At 35.5% G+C, this 24,942-nt stretch carries 27 protein-coding genes and 1 other RNA gene; 16 read left to right on the plus strand and 12 right to left on the minus strand.

The features are described from left to right. Positions 1 to 1,051 precede the first annotated feature (1,051 nt). Together ssrA and AB3I27_RS00010 are read right to left on the minus strand one after the other, a co-directional pair. Positions 1,052 to 1,418: a transfer-messenger RNA gene (gene ssrA / locus AB3I27_RS00005) on the minus strand. Positions 1,419 to 1,587: 169 nt separating this feature from the next. Beyond that, the gene (locus AB3I27_RS00010; RefSeq protein WP_002290402.1) at positions 1,588 to 2,361 is read right to left on the minus strand and encodes a Cof-type HAD-IIB family hydrolase; all 774 of its coding nucleotides are present in this window, start codon (positions 2,359 to 2,361) and stop codon (positions 1,588 to 1,590) included. 143 nt (positions 2,362 to 2,504) lie between these two features. Here AB3I27_RS00010 and AB3I27_RS00015 point away from each other — a divergent pair, with 143 nt between their 5' ends. From AB3I27_RS00015 to AB3I27_RS00025, 3 genes are read left to right on the plus strand one after another with little or no spacing between them, the layout of a single operon-like run. Next, entirely contained in the window at positions 2,505 to 2,855 is a 351-nt protein-coding gene (locus AB3I27_RS00015) for an SdpI family protein (RefSeq protein WP_002308810.1), read from the plus strand. Beyond that, positions 2,836 to 3,552, plus strand: a complete 717-nt coding sequence (locus tag AB3I27_RS00020; RefSeq protein ID WP_002290404.1) for a response regulator transcription factor — start codon at positions 2,836 to 2,838, stop codon at positions 3,550 to 3,552. The genes AB3I27_RS00015 and AB3I27_RS00020 overlap by 20 nt, the downstream gene beginning before the upstream one ends. Further along, a complete protein-coding gene (locus AB3I27_RS00025) occupies positions 3,552 to 5,000 on the plus strand; it encodes a HAMP domain-containing sensor histidine kinase (RefSeq protein ID WP_002313582.1) in 1,449 nt (482 codons plus the stop codon). Before AB3I27_RS00020 ends, AB3I27_RS00025 begins: the two co-directional genes overlap by 1 nt. A 72-nt stretch (positions 5,001 to 5,072) precedes the next feature. Here the strand turns inward: AB3I27_RS00025 and AB3I27_RS00030 are convergent, their stop codons facing one another. The 3 genes from AB3I27_RS00030 to AB3I27_RS00040 form a co-directional block, all read right to left on the minus strand. Continuing rightward, on the minus strand, positions 5,073 to 5,582 hold the full coding sequence (locus tag AB3I27_RS00030) for a hypothetical protein (RefSeq protein WP_002308814.1): 510 nt from the start codon (positions 5,580 to 5,582) through the stop codon (positions 5,073 to 5,075). Continuing rightward, complete coding sequence (locus AB3I27_RS00035) at positions 5,572 to 6,297, minus strand: FtsX-like permease family protein (protein ID WP_002316381.1); 726 nt, start codon at positions 6,295 to 6,297, stop codon at positions 5,572 to 5,574. Before AB3I27_RS00035 ends, AB3I27_RS00030 begins: the two co-directional genes overlap by 11 nt. 171 nt (positions 6,298 to 6,468) lie before the next feature. Next, on the minus strand, positions 6,469 to 8,589 hold the full coding sequence (locus AB3I27_RS00040) for an LTA synthase family protein (protein ID WP_104760457.1): 2,121 nt from the start codon (positions 8,587 to 8,589) through the stop codon (positions 6,469 to 6,471). A gap of 228 nt (positions 8,590 to 8,817) precedes the next feature. Here AB3I27_RS00040 and AB3I27_RS00045 point away from each other — a divergent pair, with 228 nt between their 5' ends. The 3 genes from AB3I27_RS00045 to ybaK are packed head-to-tail and all read left to right on the plus strand — an operon-like array spanning position 8,818 to position 11,272. After that, on the plus strand, positions 8,818 to 9,996 hold the full coding sequence (locus AB3I27_RS00045; protein WP_368022874.1) for a class I SAM-dependent rRNA methyltransferase: 1,179 nt from the start codon (positions 8,818 to 8,820) through the stop codon (positions 9,994 to 9,996). Positions 9,997 to 10,011: 15 nt separating this feature from the next. After that, positions 10,012 to 10,764, plus strand: a complete 753-nt coding sequence (gene aroD, locus AB3I27_RS00050; RefSeq protein WP_002308824.1) for a type I 3-dehydroquinate dehydratase — start codon at positions 10,012 to 10,014, stop codon at positions 10,762 to 10,764. A 22-nt stretch (positions 10,765 to 10,786) separates the two neighbouring features. After that, complete coding sequence (ybaK, locus tag AB3I27_RS00055) at positions 10,787 to 11,272, plus strand: Cys-tRNA(Pro) deacylase (RefSeq protein ID WP_002290411.1); 486 nt, start codon at positions 10,787 to 10,789, stop codon at positions 11,270 to 11,272. 70 nt (positions 11,273 to 11,342) lie between these two features. On the opposite strand, the gene AB3I27_RS00060 is transcribed toward ybaK, so the two are convergent. Then, positions 11,343 to 12,596, minus strand: a complete 1,254-nt coding sequence (locus AB3I27_RS00060) for an NAD(P)/FAD-dependent oxidoreductase (protein ID WP_002336491.1) — start codon at positions 12,594 to 12,596, stop codon at positions 11,343 to 11,345. Between the two features lie 116 nt (positions 12,597 to 12,712). Between AB3I27_RS00060 and gdhA the strand changes: the two genes are divergently transcribed. Together gdhA and AB3I27_RS00070 are read left to right on the plus strand one after the other, a co-directional pair. After that, entirely contained in the window at positions 12,713 to 14,062 is a 1,350-nt protein-coding gene (gene gdhA, locus AB3I27_RS00065) for an NADP-specific glutamate dehydrogenase (protein WP_002308828.1), read from the plus strand. Between the two features lie 111 nt (positions 14,063 to 14,173). Continuing rightward, the gene (locus tag AB3I27_RS00070; RefSeq protein WP_002290415.1) at positions 14,174 to 15,520 is read left to right on the plus strand and encodes a glucose-6-phosphate isomerase; all 1,347 of its coding nucleotides are present in this window, start codon (positions 14,174 to 14,176) and stop codon (positions 15,518 to 15,520) included. A gap of 104 nt (positions 15,521 to 15,624) precedes the next feature. On the opposite strand, the gene AB3I27_RS00075 is transcribed toward AB3I27_RS00070, so the two are convergent. From AB3I27_RS00075 to AB3I27_RS00090, 4 genes are all read right to left on the minus strand, one after another. After that, the gene (locus AB3I27_RS00075; RefSeq protein ID WP_002320150.1) at positions 15,625 to 16,848 is read right to left on the minus strand and encodes a site-specific integrase; all 1,224 of its coding nucleotides are present in this window, start codon (positions 16,846 to 16,848) and stop codon (positions 15,625 to 15,627) included. A 156-nt stretch (positions 16,849 to 17,004) separates the two neighbouring features. Next, positions 17,005 to 17,673 (minus strand): hypothetical protein, encoded by a 669-nt coding sequence (locus AB3I27_RS00080; protein WP_002320149.1) that lies wholly within the window; start codon positions 17,671 to 17,673, stop codon positions 17,005 to 17,007. A 65-nt stretch (positions 17,674 to 17,738) separates the two neighbouring features. Further along, a complete protein-coding gene (locus AB3I27_RS00085; protein WP_002320148.1) occupies positions 17,739 to 18,167 on the minus strand; it encodes an ImmA/IrrE family metallo-endopeptidase in 429 nt (142 codons plus the stop codon). A gap of 6 nt (positions 18,168 to 18,173) precedes the next feature. Continuing rightward, positions 18,174 to 18,545: a helix-turn-helix domain-containing protein gene (locus tag AB3I27_RS00090; protein ID WP_002320147.1), complete on the minus strand. Its 372-nt coding sequence runs from the start codon at positions 18,543 to 18,545 to the stop codon at positions 18,174 to 18,176. Positions 18,546 to 18,699: 154 nt separating this feature from the next. Between AB3I27_RS00090 and AB3I27_RS00095 the strand changes: the two genes are divergently transcribed. The 7 genes from AB3I27_RS00095 (at position 18,700) to AB3I27_RS00125 (ending at position 21,948) form a co-directional block, all read left to right on the plus strand. Next, positions 18,700 to 18,924 (plus strand): helix-turn-helix domain-containing protein, encoded by a 225-nt coding sequence (locus AB3I27_RS00095; protein ID WP_002320146.1) that lies wholly within the window; start codon positions 18,700 to 18,702, stop codon positions 18,922 to 18,924. A gap of 237 nt (positions 18,925 to 19,161) precedes the next feature. Beyond that, on the plus strand, positions 19,162 to 19,545 hold the full coding sequence (locus AB3I27_RS00100) for a hypothetical protein (RefSeq protein ID WP_231601506.1): 384 nt from the start codon (positions 19,162 to 19,164) through the stop codon (positions 19,543 to 19,545). 1 nt (position 19,546) lies between these two features. Continuing rightward, entirely contained in the window at positions 19,547 to 19,684 is a 138-nt protein-coding gene (locus AB3I27_RS00105; RefSeq protein WP_002334791.1) for an XkdX family protein, read from the plus strand. 37 nt (positions 19,685 to 19,721) lie between these two features. Then, positions 19,722 to 20,015 (plus strand): hypothetical protein, encoded by a 294-nt coding sequence (locus AB3I27_RS00110; protein WP_002308840.1) that lies wholly within the window; start codon positions 19,722 to 19,724, stop codon positions 20,013 to 20,015. Positions 20,016 to 20,038: 23 nt separating this feature from the next. After that, positions 20,039 to 20,236, plus strand: coding sequence for a phage holin (locus AB3I27_RS00115; protein ID WP_002314481.1), 198 nt, complete (start codon positions 20,039 to 20,041; stop codon positions 20,234 to 20,236). Between the two features lie 10 nt (positions 20,237 to 20,246). Next, positions 20,247 to 21,266: an N-acetylmuramoyl-L-alanine amidase gene (locus AB3I27_RS00120; protein WP_104760459.1), complete on the plus strand. Its 1,020-nt coding sequence runs from the start codon at positions 20,247 to 20,249 to the stop codon at positions 21,264 to 21,266. A gap of 250 nt (positions 21,267 to 21,516) precedes the next feature. Next, a complete protein-coding gene (locus tag AB3I27_RS00125) occupies positions 21,517 to 21,948 on the plus strand; it encodes a DUF4231 domain-containing protein (RefSeq protein WP_002305693.1) in 432 nt (143 codons plus the stop codon). Positions 21,949 to 22,179: 231 nt separating this feature from the next. On the opposite strand, the gene AB3I27_RS00130 is transcribed toward AB3I27_RS00125, so the two are convergent. After that, a complete protein-coding gene (locus AB3I27_RS00130) occupies positions 22,180 to 22,437 on the minus strand; it encodes a hypothetical protein (RefSeq protein WP_002295273.1) in 258 nt (85 codons plus the stop codon). A 162-nt stretch (positions 22,438 to 22,599) separates the two neighbouring features. Here AB3I27_RS00130 and bsh point away from each other — a divergent pair, with 162 nt between their 5' ends. Next, positions 22,600 to 23,574, plus strand: coding sequence for a choloylglycine hydrolase (bsh, locus tag AB3I27_RS00135; protein ID WP_002287105.1), 975 nt, complete (start codon positions 22,600 to 22,602; stop codon positions 23,572 to 23,574). A gap of 601 nt (positions 23,575 to 24,175) precedes the next feature. Here the strand turns inward: bsh and AB3I27_RS00140 are convergent. Then, complete coding sequence (locus tag AB3I27_RS00140) at positions 24,176 to 24,478, minus strand: DUF5960 family protein (RefSeq protein ID WP_002308844.1); 303 nt, start codon at positions 24,476 to 24,478, stop codon at positions 24,176 to 24,178. Between the last annotated feature and the right edge of the window lie 464 nt (positions 24,479 to 24,942).

The raw sequence follows: 24,942 nt of genomic DNA on the forward strand, positions 1-24,942 counted from the left end.
CGCGAGAATATAAAATCCAATGATTACTTCCTTATAAATTTTCTTTGTAAAAAAACTTAGTAAAAAAATATAGAGAAAAAAAGTAATAATTATTATTTGGATAAATGGAATCCAAAAATCAACATCTCCACTAGGAGGAAAAATAGAGAGTGAGTAAAAATAAAGATATTTCATGTAAAACCACCTGGAAAACAAAAACGATAAACATAGTAATGAAACATTTAAAAATAACAATTTTATTTTAATTTTTATGCTATTAATAGTAGAATTCTCCTTTCAATTTGTTACTATTATTATAAAAAAAACATAAAGGAGCTATACTATGAAAAATATATGTAAAAAACTATCGCTCGCATTTTTAATACTAAGTTTTTTTTCTGCAACAATTGTAAACGATACCACCATTATGACATATAGTGGGACTGGTATTTGGTCATGGAGATCTGTCAACAGTTGGTCTACTTCAACTACACGTTCGTATACTGTTAGGCATAATCAAACTAGACGGAGTGCTGGAGCATCTACTATGTTGAATGTTGCTATTGCACGGCAGAATCTGATAGGCTCAACTATAGTTTCTTCTAGGAATTTTTCTGGAACTAGCAACGGTACTTTCACAAGTTCATTAACTTCTGGCACGTATTTTCTTCGATTTGAAAGTAATGAGCGGGCCAACACATTTGACATAAATGGAAGTGTCACGTATTAATAATATTCTATCTCCTTAAAAAAATTCTATAAATGACCAGTAAAAGTACAATTGGCCGTTCATTTTACTGGTTATTTCTAATGTTTTCTAAATAAATACTCATTATTTATGGTAATTTTTGATTGGTATTTTTTTATAGGAACTAATAAAGTTAAAACGGATAAATATATAAAGAAAATTATTGAAGGAAAGACTGTTGACGAAGAAAAACTAAGTGTGACAATATAAGCGAAATTTTAATTGTTAAATAAAAAGCAAAAAATTCAAATTTTTTTAAGCCAAAATAAAAAAACGTTGATTTATCAACGTTTTTCACAGTATCTATTAGTCTCAACCATACATATATGGAGACGGCGGGAGTCGAACCCGCGTCCAAACACATCGCCACTTAAAAATCTACGTTCATAGTCAACTCATTTGAGGCTTCGCTTTACAGCTTGCCGAGTGACAGGCATTCTGTATCGCTAGTCTGATACTCTCTTTTTCAACTTACAGACGGAAAGTTGAAACGTATCCCACTAAAGTTAGGACCCTTACTCGAGCACATGGGCGATGCCGAGAGGATCTACGCTAACTGTTTTTAGGCAGCTAAAGCGTAAGAGTTGTTTTCGTTTTTAGCAGTTATATTTAACTGTAACGTTTTTACGTAGACGTAACCTACGAAACGCAATTCAAGCTCGACTGTGCCTGTCGAATCCGTAACGTCCCCGTTAGCTAACAAGGGTTACGTGTATTTTTCATACAAAATCAGTATAGCACATCTTGGGATAAATTCAATAAAAAAGCGGATGATACCCCAGTATTTATATAAAACTGGCCCTTTCTTAAGAAAAAATAAGTGATTTTTTTAGAAAGGGTCCAGTTTCGAAAAAATATCCTTAAATCAGATCAAAATGCTTCAATGCGTGGACAATCCCGCCTTCTGTATTTTTCTTTGTGATGAAAGTAGAAAGCTCTTTTAATCCATCATAGGCATTGCCCATAGCGATTTTGTTGTCGCAAGCTTCCAACAAGGCAAAATCATTCGGACCATCGCCAAATCCAAAAGTAGGAACTTCTTCTAATTGAAGTTCTTTTTTCAGTCGTTTGACACCTGCGCCTTTTGAGATTCCTTTCTTCACTGTATCAATCGAGTAAGGACCATTCCGATAAAAAGTTAGCTCAGGAAAATGTTCATGATAGTATTCGTCACCCGATTGAGATAAGATAAGTAACATATTTACTGTATTGTCTTTAAAGCCTAGAGGATCTATTTCCGGCACATCTGAATGGATAAAGTCATAAGCATCGATCATTGTTTGACTATGACCGGTACACCAGATTTTCTGGTCGTTATAGTAAGAAAGTTCGTGCCCATTCAACTGTACATGATCATACATTTTTTGACATTCTTCTGAAGAAAATGTTTGAGAGTAGATTTCTTCACCGTTTACTCGAATGAAAGAACCGTTCATGGTGACCGCAGAAGTAATGCCCGCGTCTTCCATAATCGAGTGGATTTCTGCTTCTGTACGTCCTGTGGCGATGACGGGAAGAACGTTGTTTTCTTTTAATGCGTTCATAGCTTTTGCCACTTCGGGTGTGATTTTTGACTTCGCATCTAGTAATGTTCCATCAAGATCAAAGAAAGTGATTGCACGATAATTTGACACAAATAAAACTCCTTTTTTATTGGAATAAGTTTATCTTAGCAAAGAATGAACAAAAGACAAACCTTTCGTGAAGAATTCCTGAACATATTGGTTCAGTCAACAATATAGAGTATACTATAAGAAGAGAATTTAGGAGGGAAAGAATGATTTTTTTCAGTATTGGTATCTTATTCTTAATAATTGGCAGTCTTTTTCGGATTCTGCCCTCAAAAGGAAACCTGCCTTTTTATGGGTACCATTCGCCTCTTGCCGCAAAAACAGACGCTCATTGGCGACTAGCACAAAAGACAAGCGGGAACTGGTTTTTCCTTATGGGCTTACTGATGACATTGATTGGTTATTATTTAAAGATATCTGGACATACGAATTATTTTTTGATCGAAATGCTATTATTGGTATTTCCAATTATGCCCATTTTTATTATGACAGAAAAAAAATTACAGAGATATGACCTGGAAACTGGAGGGAACGATAATGAATATTTTAATGATTGAAGATAATCAATCTGTTTCTGAAATGATGCAGATGTTTTTCTTAAATGAAGGTTGGGAAGCAACCTTCAAGTATGATGGAAAAGAAGGGCTTGACGCCTTTTTAGAAAACCCCCAACACTGGGACATGATTACATTGGACTTGAATTTGCCTACAATGGACGGCATGCTAGTAGGAAGAGAAATCCGCAAAGTTTCAAGCACAGTGCCGATTATCATGCTGACAGCTAGAGATTCTGAAAGTGATCAGGTGATCGGCTTGGAGATGGGGGCAGATGATTATGTGACAAAACCTTTCAGTCCGCTGACGCTTATTGCTCGAATGAAAGCTTTACATCGCCGTAGCGAGTTGGCAGAAGCAAGAGAAGAAGCAGCGGTTTCAGATGACCATTTTGATATTGAGACCAGTCATTTCAAGATGAATACGAAAACACGAGAAGCATATCTGGACAATCGGCCCATCGAAGGCTTGACGCCTAAAGAATTCGATCTATTGTTTACTTTAGCAAAAAAACCACGACAAGTATTTTCTCGGGAACAGTTGCTTGAACTAGTCTGGGATTACCAGTATTTTGGTGATGAACGGACAGTAGATGCCCATATCAAGAAATTGCGTCAAAAAATTGAAAAGGTCGGACCACAAGTTATCCAAACTGTTTGGGGAGTCGGCTACAAATTTGATGATTCTGGTGTTGCCTAATGCGTTATTTGTATCAGCAACTCTTAGCTTTTTGCGGAATGGTCGCGTTGATCTTATTGATCGTCGGAGTTTCTTTTACGCAACTGACAAAACAGACGATTGAAGAAAACAATTATCAGCAACTGTTTGGATACGCTGAATCAGTTGAAAAGACAACGCAAACCTATGCCGATACACTTCCGCAGTTTAGTCAAGATCAGGCATTTCAAAATGCATTGCTGCTGACGGAGCAAGTACTGACAGAACAAAATGTGAATTTTATATTCATCGACAAAAATGAACGTGTCATTTATCCGACCAATACAGCATTGCTGAACTTTACCTTAACAACGGATCAATGGAAAAATCTGAGGAGTGGGCGTCAAGAGAAATTCACATCGAATAAAAACATTTTAGGGCAAGCACAGGCGACCTCTTACGCACTTGTACCATTCAATTTGAATCATGAATTCTATGGAGCACTTGTAGTCAGTCAACCTGCGCGAAATATCGATAACAGTGTTCGTCCAATTACACTGAACCTGTTCAAAGGTTTCATTTTTTCCAGTATTGTGGCGGTCATTGCCAGTTATGCTTTTGCAGCATTCCAAGTCAAGCGGATCAATCGTTTAAGGAATGCGACGAAAGAAGTGACGAATGGCAATTTTGATGTACAGCTTCCCGTACATGATAAAGATGAATTTGATGAGTTAGCAGATGATTTCAATAAAATGACGAATTCACTGAAAGAATCTCAAGCAGAAATCGAAGAACAAGAAAATCGTCGAAGACAATTCATGGCAGATGCTTCCCATGAGATGAGAACACCTCTTACGACAATCAACGGTCTTCTGGAAGGGTTGGAATACAATGCAATCCCTGAGAATCAGCGAGAAAATGCGATTAAATTGATGAAGAATGAAACAGAGCGTCTGATCCGTTTAGTGAATGAAAATTTGGATTATGAAAAAATCCGTACGAATCAAATCAGTATGGTCATAAAAAAATTCAATGGTACAGAAACATTGAGGAATATTGTTGCCCAGTTAGAAGCTAAAGCAGAGGCAGCAGGGGATACGTTGATACTGAAAGCTGATGATGATATCGATGTTTACGCTGATTATGACCGTTTTGTCCAAATCATGGTCAATATTATTCAAAACGCGATACAATTTACCGAAAACGGCCAAATCATGGTCACCCTGGAAAAAGGTTATCTTGAAACGATCATCACGATCGAAGATACGGGAATTGGAATGTCTGAACAACAAATGAAAAGTATCTGGGATCGCTATTATAAAGTAGATCCTTCAAGAAAAAATACAAAATATGGTGAATCAGGATTAGGTTTACCAATCGTGCAACAGCTTGTTCGCCTGCATAAAGGAAAATTAGAAGTAGAAAGCGAACTGGGAAAAGGAACGAAATTCACTGTTCGTTTGCCTGACGTAGAAATCAAAGAAGAGTAAAAAAACAAGTGATATAAAAGATCATGAATCGATCTTCTATATCGCTTGTTTTCTTATAATAAAATGACTGATTTAACCCGCAGGCTCTAAACGATCAATGTAAGGACTTTGAGCAATAGTAGCGTCATGCGTAAAGAGTAAAATACCTTGATTTTCTTCATGAGCTAAATAAGAAAGCAAGTGGAGCAGTTCTTGGATCTCCAATATACTAAGTTCATCAAAGGTGTCTTCAATAACAATATTGTTTCGTTTGGAAAGCAACGCATGAAGCAATTGAAGCTTTACTTTCTCAAAAGGCGTAAGCTCAGTCGCCGCACAATTAAGTAATGAAGAAGAGATATCAAGTTTTTCTTGATAGGCTAAACGATCTTGTTTGATTCCCTTTTCTGGTAAATCTAACAGTACATGGTCTTTGAGCTTTAGGTAAGGAAACATTGGCCAATCTTTTTGAACGATGGCGAAATTTTCCAGATTAGCAACTAGAACTTCTTTTTTTAAGTGCTCTAATATCTTATCCTGTTTTTCGAGGGGACACAAGATAACGGTCAAATGGTCAGCGTTAATCAAATATTCAGGTTTCATTACGTTTAGGCCTCCTGCTTTGCAAGTGATGGATAAAAAAAGTGAATGGGAATAGGCTGAGAATCAGACAGCACCCGCTAAGTCCAACAAGTGTTTGGGCAAAGCCTCTAAGAATATCTGTGAAAAACAGATCATTTTGAAAATCAATAGTAAAGAAAGTCTGCTGATCCATCGGAATCGTAAGTCCGCTTACTGAAGTCAAGATATCACGGATATCTGGCAGCTCAGCAGTCTTTAAGACAAGAAAATTGATCCTTTGAAGCAGTGTTTCATAAACCGACTGGAAGCTGACGATCCACAATAAAACCAAGATACAACAAAGAAAGAGAGGAAAGAACAGCTGCCAAAAAATAAAAAGGAACAGTTTGGCTTTAGAAAGACCAGTCAGGCGCCAATTCATCAATTCTTGCTGGTTTTGCCTGAGTGAATAGTAAAAGAAAAAGATAAAAAAGAAGGCAAACAGAAAAAATAAACTGAATATGCCTTTTAGATAAAATCGGCTAGCTAATTCTAAAGCCGGAAGAAGCGCCGTAGATGCAGAAGCACCGATAAATGAAAGCCGATCTTGGACTTGATTCGCTAAAGCCGATTGCAAATGGTAAAGAGTCAGGCATGCTATCAATAAAAAAGCAGAAAAGCTTGAAAATAAACAATAGAGTATTGTCTGCTTTTTGTAATAAATTAATCGAGCAGTAGCATAGCGGATCATTTTCATACTTTTCACCTCTATAAAAAGTATAAAAAATGAATATGAATAAAGTATGAAATTCCTTTAGTAAAATCACGAATTAAAACCAAAACCAGGAAACCTCTTGCAAAAAGCAAGAGGTTTTGAAAAAAGAGCTGCGACAAGATATTTGTCACAGCTCCTTTCAGATTTGTTTTGTCATTCGGAAGAACTTGTGGTCGTTCCGTGAAGTTCTTGATACGTTTGAGTTTTATAAAGATCAACAGTTGATTGTCCGTTGTGTTGACTAAAGACACTAGTTGATTTGTCACCTAGAGATTTTTCAGCTTCTTTTAATTTCTCTAAGCTATTCTTGTAGTCATAATCACTGGTATCAATTGGGTCTAATCCACTATTCGTATAGAACCGAAGAAGATCACCGTTATTGATTTGATCAGAAACAGCTAACTGTTTATCAACTTTTTCTTTGAGTGAATCAATTTCATTTTGTACTTCCTCAGTAGGTTCAGTAATGGCCTCACCAGTTTCGTTACTGTAGATGGTACCACCGTAGTAAGTATATTTTGGAGTAACAAAATCGCCATCACGGAAAGAAACAAGCTGTTCATGATCTTTCGAGAATAGATCTTGTCCTAACTGAATATAATTTTTTGTATCTACACCTAGTAAATGGAGCAGCGTAGGCAAAGCATCAACTTGGCCGCCATAAGTGTGATTGATCCCGCCTTGTGTTTGTCCAGGAATATGAATCATATAAGGGACACGCTGCATTTGTGCATTGTCATAATTAGTCCAAGTAGAACTCGTTTTTCCAACTAGTTCAGCTAGATTTTTATTTCTAGAATTCGAGACACCATAATGGTCACCGTAAAGAACGATAACTGAATTATCATACAAGCCGCTTTCTTTCAAATAGTTGAAGAATTCTTGTACGGCAGTGTCTAAATAATTAGCTGTCGCGAAGTAACCGTTAATCGTTTCATCGTTTGTATTGGCTAACGGGAATCCAGCTTCGTCATTGGTGAATTTCGAATAAGGATAATGGTTAGATACAGCAATGAATTTTGAATAAAATGGTTGTTGCAGACGTTCCAAGTATTGTACAGATTGTTGGAAAAATGGTTTATCATGCAAACCGTATTGGAACGAATTGTCATCATTAACGTCATAATAAGAAGAATCGAAGAAATAATCATATCCTAAATTCTTATAGGTCTCGTTTCGATTCCAGAATGTGCCGGCGTTCCCATGGAACACTGCACTTGTGTAGCCTTCTGTTTGACTTAAAATATCAGGTGCAGCTTGGAAAGTATTTTTTCCGCCTAATTGTGTGAACAAGGAGCCTTGATTCAAGCCAAACAATGAATTTTCCATCAGCGTTTCCGCATCACTTGTTTTTCCTGCTTTTACTTGATGGAAAAAGTTGTCAAAACTGAACGTGCTATTGCTGTGATAAAGACTATTGATGAAAGGTGTAACTTCATGTTGGACACCATTCTCATCTGTCAATTTATAATCGATCAAGAATTGTTGGAAGCTTTCTAAATGGATATAAATCACATTTTTTCCTTTAGCAAGTCCAAACAAATCATCATTTGGTGCTGCGTAATGTTCTTTTACATAATTTTCTACTTCTTTCATATCATTGGGGCTTGCTTCTGCCCGCACTTGGTTTGTCTGGTAAGTTTGAACGCCGTCGTAAACCATGAAAGCATTCAAGCCAAGATATTTGACCAAATAATCCCGAGAGAATGTACGAGTCAATAATTCTGGACGATCAGCTTCCGCCATAAAAAGATTTCCTGAGAAAATCATAACGGCTAATGTAGAGATTGCAAAAGCCATTCTTGCTCGAATCGGACGAGGGTCCAACTTGATTTTTTTGGCGATCAGTAGGACAGTCAAGATAATGAAATCGATCCAATAGATCACGTCATATGGGCGAAACAGTCGAATGGCACTTTCTCCCAGACCACTTGCTACTTTCCCAGCACCTAAAATCGTGTTGATCGTAATGAAGTCCGTGAATTCTCGATAATAAGTGACATTCGAAAAAACAAGCAACGTCAAAAGAAAATAAATGACCATTATCGTGATATAAGCAACTCTAGGGCGTCTGATATAAAGAGCAATTCCAAGTAATAACAGTGTAGTTGCAATAGGATTGATAAATAAGATAAAGTATTGAATGCCACTTTCAATTCCGAGATGGAAATCAACCAAATAGGCAAAAATCGTTTTCAACCAAAGTAAAACGACTAGTAAAGAAAAAAATCCGAGCCTCTTATTCAAAAAGGCAGGTGTTTTTATATATTTCAAGATAATCTTCCTTTCTGCACTTCTTAATCACAGAAGTGCCATGAAACCATGTTACACAGCTCACTTATTCTCATTTATTTTACTAGTATGACAATATAGTGTCAATTGAAACCAGAACTTTGTGCTGTTTCATTAAGGTTTTCTTTAAGCTTGATGAAAAAGAAGCAGTAAGACAAGACCTATGTTTTTTGTTATACTTGAGAAGAGAAAGCTAAAGCAGGTGAAGGAATGAAAGTACAAGTAAAAAAAAGAGCAAGCAGTCGATTGAAAAAAGGCTATCCATTGATCCAAAAAGAAGACCTTGCACATCCTCAAAAAGAAACCACGCAATGGGTGGAATTAGTTGATCCGCAAAATCAATTTATCGCAAAAGGATATTTAGGAAAGCAGAATAAAGGGATCGGTTGGGTACTGAGCCAGCAGGATATCCCATTTGATCAATCATTTTTTGAAGAACTTTTTGTGAAGTCAAAAGAAAAAAGAACTTTCTTTTTTTCAGATGATTCTACTACCGCTTTTCGTATATTCAATGGAGAAGGAGACGGAATCGGCGGTCTGATTATTGATTATTATGCAGGTTATGCTGTTTTTTCTTGGTATAACGAGACGTTATATACACATCGTGAATTATTGATTCAAGCTTTTCGTGAAATCTATCCGGAAATCATCGGTGGATATGAGAAAATTCGTTTTGAATCAGTGAATCTGCCTGAGAGCCAGTTCATTTACGGAAAAGAGGCACCGGAGCCCTTGATCGTAAAAGAAAACGGAATAAAATTTGCCGTTTATTTAAATGAAGGATTAATGACTGGTATCTTTCTAGACCAAAAAGAAGTACGGGGATCATTGGCAAAAGGTTTCGCTTCTGGGAAAACAGTTTTGAACATGTTTAGTTATACCGGCGCCTTTTCTGTTGCTGCCGCAATGGGAGGGGCAATCGAAACGACAAGTGTCGATCTAGCAAAACGCAGTTTGAAAAAAACACAAGAACAGTTTGAAGTGAATGGCCTGGATGTCGATCAGCAAAAAATCATTGTTATGGACGTATTCGAGTATTTCAAATACGCAAAAAGAAAACAATTTTTATATGACATGATTGTGTTGGATCCACCAAGTTTTGCCAGAAACAAGAAAAAAGTCTTTCGCGTAGCAAAAGATTATGGGGAACTGGTCAAGGATAGTCTGGATATTTTAGCAGAAAATGGGATACTTATTGCGTCTACAAATGCTGCAAATGTCTCGATCGAACAATTCCAAACAATGATCGAAGAGGAATTCCATGCCAAGAATGTTTCTTTTGAACAACTTGCTTTATATCGTTTGCCAAAAGATTTCCAGACGACGGATACCTTTTTAGAAGGTAATTATCTGAAAGTGTTTGTTTATCAAATTAAAAATAACCATTAGAAGGAGCGATGCAGAGTGGTTCGGATAAAGGGATTGAATATAGGAAGCGGTAGACCAAAGATTTGTGCGCCTCTTATCGGAGCCGTCCGAGAGGAAGTATTACGTGAAGCAGTTCTTGCACGTGAAGCAGGGGCCGACTTAGTAGAATGGCGAGTCGATCATTATCGTAAGGTTTTTTCTTTTGATGAAGTTGCAGAAACATTGGTTCTTATCCATGAGATGCTTGATGGACTGCCGTTATTATTTACGTTTCGTACCTTAGCTGAAGGCGGAGAACAAGACATTTCGATCCGTCAGTATCGCGACCTCTATGAACATGTGATACACACAGGATTAGTAGATATGGTCGATATCGAGTTGTTCAAAGTAGAAAGTCTAGGAAAAGGACTGATAGAGGAAATCAAGTCTTTAAACATTCCTTTAATTATCAGTAGTCATGATTTTAAAGAAACACCAGCTGACCCTGTCTTGCTTTACCGACTGAATGTCATGGAACATTTTGGCGCTGATATCGGAAAGTTGGCAGTGACTCCCAATAATGAACGAGATGTTTTGCGGTTGATGGAGTTGACTAGACGGGCAAATGCTTTTGTCTCCATGCCTATCATTACGATGTCTATGGGCGATCTGGGAAAAATTTCTCGTCTGGCTGGCGGAACGACAGGATCCGTCATGACGTTTGGTTCCTTAAGCAATGCTTCTGCTCCAGGACAATTACCGGTCAAAGCATTGAAGCAAATTATCCAATTATTAAATGAACCGTTGTAGAACAAGTTTGAGGTGATATTTTTTGGCAAAGAAAAAAATAGTAAAAACGAATGCGATCCGTATGGTCGAACAAAAAAAGATTCCCTATACAGAACACGAATATGAATGGGACGAAAACCACCTAAGTGCGTCCTCTGTCGCAGAACAGCTCCCAGAGAGCCAATCTCGTATATTTAAAACACTGGTTGCTGTGGGCAATGTGACGGGGCCTCTTGTTGCTGTGATACCAGGAGAAGCCGAATTGAATCTAAAAAAATTAGCAAAAGTTTCAGGGAATAAAAAAGTAGAAATGCTTCATTTGAAAGATTTGGAAGCAACGACCGGATACATACGTGGTGGCTGCTCGCCTATAGGAATGAAAAAACTGTTTCCTACTTATTTAGATCAAATCGCAGAAAACTATGATCAAATCATTGTATCAGCTGGCAGAAGAGGGCTACAGATGGAATTAGCTCCTCAAGATATCTGTGCATTAACGAGCGGACAATTTGCAGATATAAAACAATAAATCATACGTATAAAAGAAAGAAGGAGGCCGGGATGTTGTTTGCCCAGTCTCCTTCTTTCTTTTTTATACATTATGCTCTTTGCCCAGCATTCCTTCCTGCTACATGTCCTGTAGCGAAAGCCGCTGTGATATTAAAGCCGCCAGTATAACCATTGACATCCAGTAATTCTCCGGCAAAATACAGACCATCAATGATTTTACTCTCCAACGTTTTAGGATGAATTTCCTTTAGAGAAACCCCTCCGCCAGTTACAAATGATTTCTCAATAGGAAAAGTCTTGTTGATTGGTAGCTTAAACTCTTTGCATAATTGAACGAAATCTTGAATTTGTTTTTGAGAGGCTTGTTGTCCTGTTAGGCTATCCATTTCAAGCCGCTCAAGAAAGAAAACCAACAATCGCTCAGGTAATAGACCATGCCAAGCATTTACTAAGTTCTTTTTGGTGGCTTTACTTTTTTCTGTCAATAAATGAATAAGCTCTTGTTTGGTTTGTGTAGGAAAACAATCCAGAGAAAGTGTCACTGGTTCTCCCGTTTTCTCTAATTCTTTATTGACGAAACTTGAACAACGCAGTGCAGCCGGACCAGAAATACCGAAATGGGTGAAAAGTAAATCCATCGTATGTTCAGTCAATACACGGCCTTTTTTATTTAGAACACGTAAAGTGATGTCCTGTAAAGAAAGCCCTTGAAGTGTTTTCTCCTGAATATACGGTTCATCCGATATCAAGGGGGACTCTGTCGCATACAGAGGCGTCACCGTGTGACCCACTCGCTTCACGATCTTGTACCCATCTCCAGTAGAACCAGTAGAGGGATAAGTCCGCCCACCAGTTGTTAAGATAACGGCAGGAGCATGGAACTCTTCGAATTCCGTGCGTATACCGTAAATTTTATGTTCTTTGTGGATCAATTTCTCTACTCGAGTAGAGAATAGGATCGTCACATCTAGTTCTTTCAGACGATTAAGTAATGCTTCGATAATCGTTTTTGATTTATTTGTCACAGGAAACATCCGTCCATGATCCTCTTCTTTTAAATGTACGCCTTGTGATTCAAAGAAGTTCATGATATCGAAATTATTCCATTGCGCAAATGTACTATATAAAAAATTTCCATTTCCAGGAATATGTGCGATTAAATCATCAACAGGACGATTATTCGTGACGTTGCACCGACCACCACCTGTCATCAGTAGTTTTTTTCCTGCTTTTTTGTTTTTTTCGATCAAAAGTACGCGTGCGCCTTGTTCAGCTGCACTGATCGCTGCCATCATCCCGCTTGTTCCAGCGCCGACTACGATCACATCATACAGTTTTTCCATTCCCTCACCTCAAGGAAAGTGTAGCATATTTGAAGAAAGAAAACAGAAAAAAATGTTTTGAGCCAAAAGAGAAAATGAGCTAAAATGAGGGAAGATAAGCAAAGGAGCGTGGAACGATGACAAACGCAACAGAATATGTTCAAGCAATTCAAGAAAAGCTACATCAAAAGGATCAAGGACAAGAAGAATTTTTGCAAGCAATCGATGAATTCATGCCCACAGTGATGTCTTTTTTGGACACTCATCCCGAATATATCGAAAAGAATATTTTAGAACTTTTAACAGAACCAGAAAGAATTATTCAATTTCGAGTACCTTGGCAAGATGATAAAGGAAACTGGCGAGTAAATAGAGGCTACCGTATCCAATACAATTCAGCTATCGGCCCTTATAAAGGTGGATTACGCTTTCATCCCAGTGTCAACCTAAGTATCTTGAAATTTTTGGCTTTTGAACAGATTTTCAAGAATAGTTTAACTGGTCTGCCAATCGGCGGAGGAAAAGGTGGGAGTGATTTCGATCCTAAAGGGAAATCTGATAATGAAATCATGCGTTTTTGTCAAAGTTTCATGTTGGAATTGTCAAAACATATTGGGCCATCAATTGATGTTCCTGCAGGAGATATCGGTGTAGGAGCTAGAGAGATCGGTTATTTGTTTGGCGAATATAAACGATTGAAAAAATATGATACTGGTGTGTTGACAGGTAAACCTCTGGATTTTTGGGGAAGTAAGATACGTACAGAAGCGACTGGATATGGATTGGTCTATTATGTCAAACATCTATTGAACGAAGAAAAAGATTCATTTGATCAAAAAACAGTTTTTGTTTCCGGAAGCGGGAATGTAGCCATTTATGCAATCGAAAAAGTGCAAGAACTTGGTGGAAAAGTGGTTACATGTTCAGATTCTAGCGGGTACATCTATGATCCAGAAGGAATAGACGTGTCACTATTGAAAGAAATCAAAGAAATCAAGCGCCAACGTTTAACAGAATACGCGAACCAACGTCCTTCTGCTGTTTATCATGCTGGAGAATCTGTTTGGACATTGAAAGAAAAGGCGGATATCGCTTTGCCATGTGCCACTCAAAACGAAATAGACGAAAGCTTGGCTGAAATCTTAGTAGAAAATGGGATCAAAATCGTAGCAGAGGGCGCTAATATGCCATGTACAGTAAAAGCTGTTTCTGTTCTTCATGAAGCAGATGTGTGGTATTGTCCAGGAAAAGCTGCTAATGCTGGAGGAGTGGCAGTATCTGCTTTAGAAATGAGTCAGAACGCCCAACGATTGACTTGGGAAAGAGAACAAGTGGATGAGCAACTGGATCAAATCATGGAAAAGATTTACCATACGTGTCGCCAAACAGCTGCTGAGTATGGTGACGAAAAAAATCTGCTTCTTGGAGCAAATGTTGCTGGATTTGAAAAAGTTGCCAAAGCAATGGCAGCAGAAGGTTTAGTTTAAAAAATGAAACTTTCTTGGAAATATTGTCAGCATTTTGTTTATTTGCTTGAAAAATAATAAAAAAAAACGTAAAGTATTACCTGTAGAGTAAACCTATAAGGAGGAGAACAAATGGCACACATTCATTTTGACTATTCAAAAGTAGCACCGTTTGTCAATGAACATGAGTTAGGGTACATGCAAAGCCAAGTAACAGCAGCCCACAACGAATTACGGGAAGGAACTGGCGCAGGAAGCGACTTCCGCGGTTGGATCGATTTACCAACGAACTATGACAAAGAAGAATTTGCACGTATCAAAGAAGCAGCTAAAAAAATCCAATCTGATTCTGAAGTATTAGTTGTTATCGGTATCGGTGGTTCTTATTTAGGCGCTCGTGCAGCAATCGACTTCTTGAATCACACATTCTTCAATCTATTAGATAGCGACACACGCAAAGCACCACAAATCTTCTTTGCCGGAAATTCAATCAGCTCAACATATATCGCTGATTTGATCGAAGTAATCGGTGATCGCGACTTTTCAGTAAACGTTATTTCAAAATCTGGAACAACTACTGAACCAGCGATTGCTTTCCGTGTATTCAAAGAGCTTCTTGTTAAGAAATACGGACAAGAAGAAGCAAACAAACGTATCTACGCTACAACAGATAAAGCAAAAGGTGCAGTTAAAGTAGAAGCAGATGCAGAAGGTTGGGAAACTTTCGTGATTCCTGATGATATCGGCGGACGTTTCTCTGTATTGACTGCTGTTGGTTTGTTACCAATCGCTGTTAGTGGAGCAGATATCGACGCATTGATGCAAGGAGCTGCTGATGCAAGCAAAGCTTATTCAAGCGACAAACTAGAAGAAAACGAAGCTTACCAATACGCAGCAATGCGCAACATTCTTTACCGTAAAGGCAAAGTAACTGAGTTATTGATCAATTATGAACCAGGAATGCAATACTTCTCAGAATGGTGGAAGCAATTGTATGGCGAATCTGAAGGAAAAGACCAAAAAGGCATCTATCCTTCAAGCGCAAACTTCTCAACTGATTTGCACTCTTTAGGACAATTCATCCAAGAAGGACGCCGCAACATTTTTGAAACAGTTGTGAAAGTTGAAAAACCTCGTAAATCAATCACGATTCCTGAACAAGCAGAAGACTTAGACGGTCTAGGCTACTTGCAAGGAAAAGAAGTGGACTTCGTAAATACAAAAGCATTTGAAGGAACATTGCTTGCTCATACAGACGGTGACGTACCTAACTTGCTAGTCAAAATTCCAGAAATGGATGCTTACACATTGGGTTACACAATGTACTTCTTTGAAATTGCTGTAGGTATTTCAGGTTACTTGAATGGCATCAACCCATTCGACCAACCAGGTGTAGAAGCTTACAAGAAAAACATGTTCGCACTTCTAGGCAAACCAGGCTTTGAAGACCTTGCTAAAGAATTGAACGAACGCCTGTAAGATAAGGGGTTTTTCGCTAGATTTAAATAATCAGTGATAGAAACATGTTCGCTTCTAAATAAAATTAGTGATAGTTTTAGTGATAGTGAACTTAAAAAAAGCACTCAATTTGAGTGCTTTTTTATTTGCTCTTCTATATAGTTTTCTAGTTGATTCATTGATCTTTTTTTCACTTCGGGAGAAATATGGGCATAGACTTGTGTAGTAGAAACATCTTTATGACCTAAAAAATCTTTGATATCTTCTAAAGGTATTCCTGCTTGTCTCGTTCTAGCTGCAAAAGTATGTCTACCATCATGCACAGTTATGTGGGGGAGACTGGCACGTTTTTCAATTCTATGAGAAGCACCGTTAACGGTTCGATCTCTTATTGGAATACCTTTATTTTTACCGTAAGTATTTATAAAAATAAATGCTTCGTGGTCATCTGTTTCAGGTAAAAAACCAAATTCTTTTATTACTTGATTTCTTAAAGTCAATAAGGCTTTCTTTACTCGTTTTGTCATAGGCAATGATCGTGTACCAGATGGGGTTTTTGTGTCATCTGTAATAATCAAACCTTTGTTAGGTCCTTTTTCAGCAGCCCCAAGTCGTTCACGATTAATATTAAGTGTATTCTGAGAAAAATCAATATCAGCCCATTGAAGCCCTAAAGCTTCTGATTTTCGCAATCCTTGATCAAATATAATAAGAAAAAAGGGATACCATATAAATGATTTTTCTTTTTTGGCAAATTCGAGAAATAGTTCAGATTGATCAAAAGTATAATATTTAACTTTCTTTTTATCAGATGGATTTCTTGGAAACTCAACAAAACTAGTAGGGTTATTCTTTATATATCCTAACTGAATAGCTTTTTTGAAAGCATTGCTAAGAGTGGCGTTAATACTTTTGGCTGTTGTTACTGAGAGACCTTCCTTAGTTCTCCCCAAACCCTTTTTAGTAAGTAACTGATTGATGAATCTTTGATGATCAGCTCTAGTATATTTATCTAGTTTATATTTTCCAATATATGGATTGATGTACATTTTTATATTTGCTCTGTGAACAATTCTTGTTCCTTCTTTAACATTCATTTTATAGTTATTAATCCAATCGTCCATAAACTTTTCTATAGTCAAATTTTTAGGGTTTTTTTGTGTATATTCTTCCGAAGCTATTTCGCCTTCGACAATTTTTGCGAATCTTTCTGCTTCTTCATGACTTTTAAACCCTTTTTTATGAATCTTTTTCTGTAGCTTAGTACCAGGATCAATTCCATTTGATATATAGACTTCATAACGATATTCTTTTGATTTTTTTAAATAGTACTTTTTAATGGAAGCCATTAAAACCAATCCTTTCGTATTTCATTCCTAATAATAAGAATATTTTAGGGGAGGTATGTTATTTGAACGAATATTTAGAAAATCGTCGTATTAGCAGAGTTTTTATACGAACTTATGTTCTTTTGCGTTTAAAAAGAAAAGCCCGAAGGCCAGTCTTTATTGTAAATTTAAGTTAATATCATATGTGTGATACGAGTTTTCATCATCATAATTATCAGTTTCATAGCTAGAATCAATCTTCAATCGAAGAGATTTGATTGAAGATGCAACAGGAAGTTTTGATAAAGGATAGATGCCCCAACCATCTTTTTTTGTTCCTTTCATGAAGTCACCATCCCATGAATCATAATTAAAGACTCCGCCATCATCAACTTGCTCACCATAGTCAGTTACAATTGTGGCTTGATTAGGGTATATAGATACATCTTGTTGTGTATTATCTATGTTGTAATGCACGGCTACAAAACCATTGTATTGATTATCTGAATAGTCTTTGATATCAGTAGTTTTCACAACTGAGACCCGATCGATATTTAGGTTAACACCCGCCCAAGAATTATCATTAAAATTGGTTGAATAATCTTGTTTACCTTGTACTTCTATGGATTCTCCATCAGGTACATTATCAGCTATTTTTCCGAAATCTGAATCATTTGATAGAAGATTAGTCTTTTTTTCCACAGAGCTACTGAATTCAAGAGAAACCATTGTAGAGCTCGCAGTGGTTGTTTCTTTAGGCGTATCAGAATTTGAATTACTATTTCCACATGCTCCTAGTACAATACTAGAGAACAGAATTAATCCTAACCCAACTATTTTTTTCATTTCTTCCTCCATAACAATAAAAATATATTTACTCCCACTTAAAGGCAGGTAGTGATAGTCGCCAATTAAATTAAAAATCTATATGAATTTTTAGGAAGTCCATACAAATTTGTTAAATCTTCAATTTTTCTAGGGTATTGATCATTATCTTCTTTATAAAGAGAAATAATAAGATTGGCGGCAAAGCAATTCGCTTCGCTTTCTGATTTGCTTCTGGAGGATCGAGTAGAGACATAATAACTAGATAAACCTTGATGAAAAATTGCGTGACCTAGTTCGTGAGCACAAATATAGAACCGTTCTTCAGAATACTTTAGTTCGTGATTTAGAAGAATAACCGAACGCCCTAACAGTTCTTGAAATTGTCCCTTTGGATTATTCAAAAAAGGAACATACCTAATCTGAATATCCATTTTTTCGCAAATAGTAAAGGGATTAGCTGAATTATATTTTTGCTTCAGCTTGCCAACTAGACTAATTACGTCCATCTCCATAGAAAATCACTTCTCTTTACTTTTGTCTTCTTTTCTAAATTCCCAAAATAGACCTGTCAAAACATCTTTTACCCGTTGTTTCTCTTCATCTGTTAATGTTTCACCACCATAAGCCATGTTAACGTTGGAATCGAGCATTTTATCTAATTCAATTAAATCATTTTCATCGGCCCATTTTGGCGTTTTATTTCTTCCTAATAAATAATCAGTAGTAACATCAAAAATATTAGCTAAAGATTGAAGAATAGAAAAGTCAGGCTCTCTCTTTCCACTTTCATAGGCTGTATAAGCAGGGCGAGTAATTCCTAACTTATCAGCAACTTCTTGTTGCGTCATTTTCTTTGAAAGCCTCAATTCTTTGATTTTTTCTGGAAACATTTCGACACCCACTTTCTATATAAATGGTAACACGCTGTTACGTATAAATGAATCTAAAAATAAGTAACCTTTTGTTACTTTTTGCATTGTCAAGTAACTATGTGTTACTTATAATGTATTTGTAACGAAATGACACTTAAATAGGAGGTATATGATGAGGAAATGGCTAATTGAAAAAAGAGAGCAACAAAATCTAACTCAAGAAAAAGTAGCTAAAAGATCAGGAATTCAGCGTTCTTATTATAGTATGATTGAGAGTGGCAAGAGAAGTCCTAGTCCATTTGTAGCTATGAAAATTGCCACTGTTTTATCCTTTGATTGGACTATTTTTTTTAATCAACAAAGTAACAAAGTGACACATGGAGAGGTGATCAAATGAAAAAGAACGATAAGGATTTTCTTGAAGGTAAATTTTGTACGATTGTTTTGCCAATATTACTTTCTATTATTGTTTCAATTGTCTACAAATTATTAGTTAACTAAGAAAGGAGTGCTTTACATGTCACGACAAGAAAAAATAAACATCGTACTTGATGCAAGGCCGAGACTAGTTCACATCATCAAATGTGCCACAGATGATCAACTTGGGGAATATGTCGGAAAAGTGTTAGATGATATGGTTATGACTGTCCCGTTTACTGATGTCCCACTATTAGAAGGAATTCGTTCAGATGGGGAGCCTTTAACAATTAATGATCAATTATTTGATCCGCAAGAAAACCGATGGATTGTTTTGACGAATGTATTGGATCACAATAAGCTAAATAATCTTGAAGCAGTGTACGAGGCACTGGAAAACGAGAACGGCAATCTAAAACAGCTCAATGCCAAACTCATGCTAAATGATGTAGCAATTAAACAGGAAAACACTGCATTAAAAGAAAAAGCTGATAGTTTAGCACAAATCAATTCAAAAATGATGCTTGCTTCGATTCAAAACAGCAAGGATATTGCAGAAATTAAAGAGCAATTAAATCCAGCTTCAAAGGGAGGTGAGTAGTATGTTTAGTTTTAGCGATGTGAAAATGATGTATGATTGGGGCTGTTTTACTGACGATCAAGTTCTACAGTTCGTTCCGCTATGCATTACAGACGAAGAAGCAGAAAAAATTATTAACAATGAAGAGAGTGCATCTTAATTGATGTGCTTTTAGTTTTGATACAAGGAGTTGCAATATGATTAATTTAGGGGAATGGGGAGCGATAGCAGGATCAATAACCGCTATCGTTTCTTTGATTTTATTAGTAATTAGACCGATTGTTGCATCATTTACAAAAATTACGAAAACACTATCACAAGTGAGTTACAACTTGGAACTATTAACAAAAGATTTAGAATCGAGCAAATCAGATCGATTGATGATTCATGAAGAACTAAAGAAACACGATGAAAGATTAGATACACATGCAGAAAAATTGGTAGAACACACACAACAAATTAAAACTTTATTTAGGGAAACATCTCGATAAAAATAGAAAGAAGATGAATAAAGATGATCTTACCTGATAAATATTATCAAATCATTAAGTGGGCGGTACTTACGGTACTTCCGGCTACATCTGTATTAGTTGCAACACTAGGCAAAGCATATGGATGGAATGGAACAGATATGACAGTTCTGACTATCAATGCAGTAGCGACGTTTTTAGGTGTTATCACTGGTGTGTCGGCTTATAATTTGAAAAAATAGGAGGAAAAAAATGAAGAAGAAAATTACTATTACTGCGATGAGCCTATTAACGGCTCTTTTTTTATTGCCAATTAATGGGTTTGCTTATACGATCAACAATGAATTTAATTTGGGCGCAAATGAAGGCAGCTCGCAAGTAGCAAATAATCAGTACATTTTACTGCATGAAACGGCTAACGAAACAGCAACAGGACGCAATGAAGCACAGTATATGCAACGTTCATGGACTAGCGCTTATACTGCTTACATTGTGGGAGACGGCGGAATTGTTTACCAAGTTGGACAACCTGGTTATGTGCAGTATGGCGCTGGTTCATATGCTAATGCAAATAGTCCTGTGCAAATCGAGTTACAACACACACATGATAAAGAAACTTTTGAAAAGAACTATAAAGTATACGTTGAATTGGCAAGAGATTCAGCAATGAAATATGGTATTCCATTAACATTAGACACGCCTTATAACCAACCAGGAATCAAATCGCATTTATGGGTAACACAAAATATTTGGGGCGATCATACAGATCCTTACGGTTATCTTTCTGAAATGGGTGTAAGTAAAGAAAAACTAGCCTATGATTTAGCTCATGGATTTACGGATGATAATCCAACTACTTCAGATGATAAACCAGTCATTGATCCAACTAGAGCAGGTGCTGCAAATTCTACGCTGACAGATGGAACAAATTACGCCCACATTGATCAGTTCGGAGAAATCGAAAACGCAAACTTGCATGTAGCTGGATGGCACATTGCTAATTATAAATACGAGTATATTTTCATTATGGACTACAATACTGGAAAAGAACTAGCTAGAGTAAGAGCTGATGGGATTTATAGACCAGACGTAAATCAAGCTTATAATACTTTAGGAAATGTTGGCTATCATGTATCTTTCAATATGCGTGATTTCCCTAATAAGAAAGTATACGTCATGATGCGTGCGACAAACGATCCAGAAGGAAATACTAAGGGTGGAGCACAAGATTTTCATGACAAGCGTTGGTATTTAAATATTCCACAACGATAAAAAATTCCCCCCTCTTTGAGGGGCGGTACATAAAAATTTATTATTTAGATTCTATAAACATGTGCAACTTATCTAACAACAAAGTATATATTCTACAGAAGTAAACAAATAGCTTATATTTTAGGATGTACACAAATTGACAAGTATAATAAAACTTTGATAAAATACAAATGTTTTTTTATTTTTATGTGTGATTAGTTAGAACTTACTTAAATCCTATTATAATATTTTTGTTAATGATTTTAATAAAATGATTGGAGAGAAAATGATGGATCAAAAAGCGTTTATCGAATCTATTGATTCTACAATCGATAGATTAAAAAAAGAAATTCGATTTTATAATAGAGTAATTGGTATCGGAAATATTATAAAAATAGTCTTATCAGCTAGTATCCCAATATTAATTGATCAGGCTTCCGAACACAGGTCTTTACTATTGATTGTTTCAATTGCTTCAGCAATAATTACAATTATACAAAGTGGGATGTCTGCATTTAATTATCAAGATAAAGTACAGACTTCGACAGAGTTATTAATGAAAATTGAAAAAGAAAAGTTGTTATATATAACGAAAACATCCCCATATAATAAAACAGATGAAGAAAATTTCCATTTAATCGTTACAACCCTTCAAACTGAATTAAATGATATTATCTCTGATTTTAATCAAGTTAATAACTAAAAATTTATTTAATTAGAAAGTAGTGCAGATAATACTAATTTTACAATTAAGAAAAGAGATAAGACTTTACATTCCTAAAAAAATGTAAAGTCTTATCTCTTTTCTTAATGCTATAAATTCATAATAACATTATGGACAATAAATTTAAAATTTATTCAGACTGTAGACAAACTCCTAAATTTAGAGTGTTGTTTGCAGTCTGACGACTCAAAAATGAGTCGTATAAATCAATTATAGTAATAAGTCATTGATTTCTTTAAATTCTTTATCAAGTTCTTTTTCATCATATTTTTCATATTTATCAGCTTCATGAAGAACTTTTTTAATTTCATGAATAGCCTTTCGTTCAACTAACCATTTTTTTAGGTTATGTTTTTTTTCTGGATTTTCAGATAACGTATCAAGTTCGTCTAACTCTTTATCCAGTTTATTGACAACAGAAACAATTTTGTTTACAACTTTTTCTTCTTTGTTTTCTAAATTTGACATTTAACTTCACGTCCTTTTTATTTGATAATTTAAGTATAGAACTTTGATATAGTTTATACAAATAGAAACGCTTCTTCGTGTATTCTGTGATTTTCTTTTGAAATGAGGAAAACTTTGGAGTAAAATGAACGTGGACAGAACAATATTTAGGAGGAATAAACTATGTGTACGTCTATTACTTATGTAACAAGTGATCATTATTTTGGAAGGAACTTTGATTATGAAATATCTTACAATGAAGTAGTCACTGTTACTCCAAGAAATTATAAGTTGAATTTTCGAAAGGTAAATGATTTGGATACTCATTATGCAATGATTGGTATTGCCGCTGGTATAGCTGACTACCCTCTTTATTACGATGCGACAAATGAAAAAGGATTGAGTATGGCTGGGCTAAATTTTTCTGGGTATGCTGATTATAAAGAAATACAAGAAGGGAAAGACAATGTATCTCCTTTTGAATTTATTCCTTGGATTTTAGGACAATGCTCAACAGTAGGAGAAGCTAAAAAATTGTTAAAAAATATCAATTTAGCAAATATAAATTATAGTGATGAACTTCCTTTATCCCCTTTACATTGGCTATTAGCTGATAAAGAAAAATCAATTGTCATTGAAAGTATGAAAGATGGACTTCATATATATGATAACCCTGTGGGCGTTCTTACCAATAATCCTTCATTTGACTATCAATTATTTAATTTAAACAATTATCGTGTCTTATCGAGTGAAACTCCTAAAAATAATTTTTCAAATCAAATAAGTTTGAATGCCTATAGCCGCGGTATGGGAGGGATAGGCTTGCCTGGAGATTTATCCTCAGTATCTCGTTTTGTTAAAGCGACTTTTACGAAGCTGAATTCTGTATCTGGAGATTCAGAGTCAGAAAGTATTAGTCAATTTTTCCATATCTTAGGTTCAGTAGAACAACAAAAAGGTTTGTGTGATGTTGGTGATGGAAAATATGAATATACAATTTATTCTTCTTGTTGCAATGTTGACAAAGGAATCTATTATTATCGAACATATGAAGACAGTCAAATTACTGCAATTGATATGAATAAAGAAGACTTAGATAGTCATAAGTTAATTAGTTATCCAATTATAGAAAAACAACAAATTAAATATATAAATTAGTTAATGTGTTGTGATTGATTATTTAATATAGATATAATACAAAAAGGCAAAGATATTTTCAAAACATTTTTTCTTGATGTGATATCCTTGTCTTTTTTGTAATGTTTTTAACTTATTGCTTTTGCAAAATTTATTTACCTGTTTTCTGGATCAACGATAGTGTATATTATGCTATCCTTGTTTGGATTTTAGGACGTTTAAAGAGGCACTTTTTTACATAACTTAATCCATAGACATAGACCTTTTAAGCATGCTGTGAGATAATAATAAAGAAGAGTTTAAAGCGCACCCCAAACCACTTCCCCATAAGTGTATTACGCTTTAAACTCTTTTATATTTGAATTCACTAAGAAGCATACCATATATTTGAATTTACTAAGAAGCATACCATATATTTGAATTCACTAAGAAGCATACCATATTTTTGAAAAAAAGTGAGAAAAAAGGCTTATAATTAGGATCTAGAGTAATTAATTAGATGTTTATTTTATAGGACTGATACTATAGATTACAAATAGTATCGTATTTCGCAATCTTAAATTATCTTCTTACTATAAATAAGATAATAAAATTTGTATTTGTCCTTTTTAGGTAACTTATTTTAATCTATATACCTTTCTGGATCAACGAAAGTATACTTTATATAGTCATAACGCCGATGATCGCTCCGTGCGTCTGGCACGTCAGTCACGATATCAAACAAAAAATATACATCTTTCTTCATTCTAGTTTTCGCAGCAGGAATTTTAAAGTAGTTCTTATTAGAATAGTAGAGATTGATTAATAAGCTATCTTCGATTGCTAAAAAGAAAACTTCTGAATCCCATACTTTGTGAAAGTCTTTAATGAATTTGTTCGAAGGATCAAATTTAAACCATAATTGTGTTTTTCCTTCCATTAACATATAAAGTTCACCTCAAAAAGAGTATACGAACAAACGTTCTTATTGTAAACCCTAAAATAGATTTTCCTGAATATGTATTGACAATATATAAACGATAATATGCATTTCTTCTTATAAAAAGACCCCAGCAATTAAATTTGGTTGAGGTCTTTTTTCGTTCTTCTATTAATTTTTCTAACTCCTGTTTCAATATACATATAAAAAAGTAAAAATAATAGAAAAACTAGTGATAGCTTTGGTGATAGTGATATTAAAAATCAGAAAAGATAGAAAAAACAAGAGATAGATAAAATGCTGATATTTCGGCGTTTTCTAACGGTATAAAAGAGAAAAAAAGTAATAAATGTATATATGATACAAGAAAAATATGTTCGCACTTCTAGGCAAACCAGGCTTTGAAGACCTTGCCAAAGAATTGAACGAACGCCTGTAAGATAAGGGTTTTTCACTAGATTTAAATAATT

The sequence above is a fragment of the Enterococcus sp. C46 genome (assembly GCF_040887565.1).
Taxonomy (GTDB): Bacteria; Bacillota; Bacilli; order Lactobacillales; family Enterococcaceae; genus Enterococcus_B; species Enterococcus_B lactis.

What these genes read in the sequence shown, in the direction of transcription:
- AB3I27_RS00015 (WP_002308810.1), top strand. Translation starts at nt 2,505, where the DNA reads ATGATTTTTTTCAGTATTGGTATCTTATTCTTAATAATTGGCAGTCTT.
- AB3I27_RS00020 (WP_002290404.1), top strand. Translation starts at nt 2,836, where the DNA reads ATGAATATTTTAATGATTGAAGATAATCAATCTGTTTCTGAAATGATG.
- AB3I27_RS00025 (WP_002313582.1), top strand. Translation starts at nt 3,552, where the DNA reads ATGCGTTATTTGTATCAGCAACTCTTAGCTTTTTGCGGAATGGTCGCG.
- AB3I27_RS00030 (WP_002308814.1), bottom strand. Translation starts at nt 5,582, where the DNA reads ATGAAACCTGAATATTTGATTAACGCTGACCATTTGACCGTTATCTTG.
- AB3I27_RS00035 (WP_002316381.1), bottom strand. Translation starts at nt 6,297, where the DNA reads ATGAAAATGATCCGCTATGCTACTGCTCGATTAATTTATTACAAAAAG.
- AB3I27_RS00045 (WP_368022874.1), top strand. Translation starts at nt 8,818, where the DNA reads ATGAAAGTACAAGTAAAAAAAAGAGCAAGCAGTCGATTGAAAAAAGGC.
- AB3I27_RS00060 (WP_002336491.1), bottom strand. Translation starts at nt 12,596, where the DNA reads ATGGAAAAACTGTATGATGTGATCGTAGTCGGCGCTGGAACAAGCGGG.
- gdhA (WP_002308828.1), top strand. Translation starts at nt 12,713, where the DNA reads ATGACAAACGCAACAGAATATGTTCAAGCAATTCAAGAAAAGCTACAT.
- AB3I27_RS00070 (WP_002290415.1), top strand. Translation starts at nt 14,174, where the DNA reads ATGGCACACATTCATTTTGACTATTCAAAAGTAGCACCGTTTGTCAAT.
- AB3I27_RS00075 (WP_002320150.1), bottom strand. Translation starts at nt 16,848, where the DNA reads ATGGCTTCCATTAAAAAGTACTATTTAAAAAAATCAAAAGAATATCGT.
- AB3I27_RS00080 (WP_002320149.1), bottom strand. Translation starts at nt 17,673, where the DNA reads ATGAAAAAAATAGTTGGGTTAGGATTAATTCTGTTCTCTAGTATTGTA.
- AB3I27_RS00085 (WP_002320148.1), bottom strand. Translation starts at nt 18,167, where the DNA reads ATGGAGATGGACGTAATTAGTCTAGTTGGCAAGCTGAAGCAAAAATAT.
- AB3I27_RS00090 (WP_002320147.1), bottom strand. Translation starts at nt 18,545, where the DNA reads ATGTTTCCAGAAAAAATCAAAGAATTGAGGCTTTCAAAGAAAATGACG.
- AB3I27_RS00095 (WP_002320146.1), top strand. Translation starts at nt 18,700, where the DNA reads ATGAGGAAATGGCTAATTGAAAAAAGAGAGCAACAAAATCTAACTCAA.
- AB3I27_RS00100 (WP_231601506.1), top strand. Translation starts at nt 19,162, where the DNA reads ATGGTTATGACTGTCCCGTTTACTGATGTCCCACTATTAGAAGGAATT.
- AB3I27_RS00105 (WP_002334791.1), top strand. Translation starts at nt 19,547, where the DNA reads ATGTTTAGTTTTAGCGATGTGAAAATGATGTATGATTGGGGCTGTTTT.
- AB3I27_RS00110 (WP_002308840.1), top strand. Translation starts at nt 19,722, where the DNA reads ATGATTAATTTAGGGGAATGGGGAGCGATAGCAGGATCAATAACCGCT.
- AB3I27_RS00115 (WP_002314481.1), top strand. Translation starts at nt 20,039, where the DNA reads ATGATCTTACCTGATAAATATTATCAAATCATTAAGTGGGCGGTACTT.
- AB3I27_RS00120 (WP_104760459.1), top strand. Translation starts at nt 20,247, where the DNA reads ATGAAGAAGAAAATTACTATTACTGCGATGAGCCTATTAACGGCTCTT.
- AB3I27_RS00125 (WP_002305693.1), top strand. Translation starts at nt 21,517, where the DNA reads ATGATTGGAGAGAAAATGATGGATCAAAAAGCGTTTATCGAATCTATT.
- AB3I27_RS00130 (WP_002295273.1), bottom strand. Translation starts at nt 22,437, where the DNA reads ATGTCAAATTTAGAAAACAAAGAAGAAAAAGTTGTAAACAAAATTGTT.
- bsh (WP_002287105.1), top strand. Translation starts at nt 22,600, where the DNA reads ATGTGTACGTCTATTACTTATGTAACAAGTGATCATTATTTTGGAAGG.
- AB3I27_RS00140 (WP_002308844.1), bottom strand. Translation starts at nt 24,478, where the DNA reads ATGTTAATGGAAGGAAAAACACAATTATGGTTTAAATTTGATCCTTCG.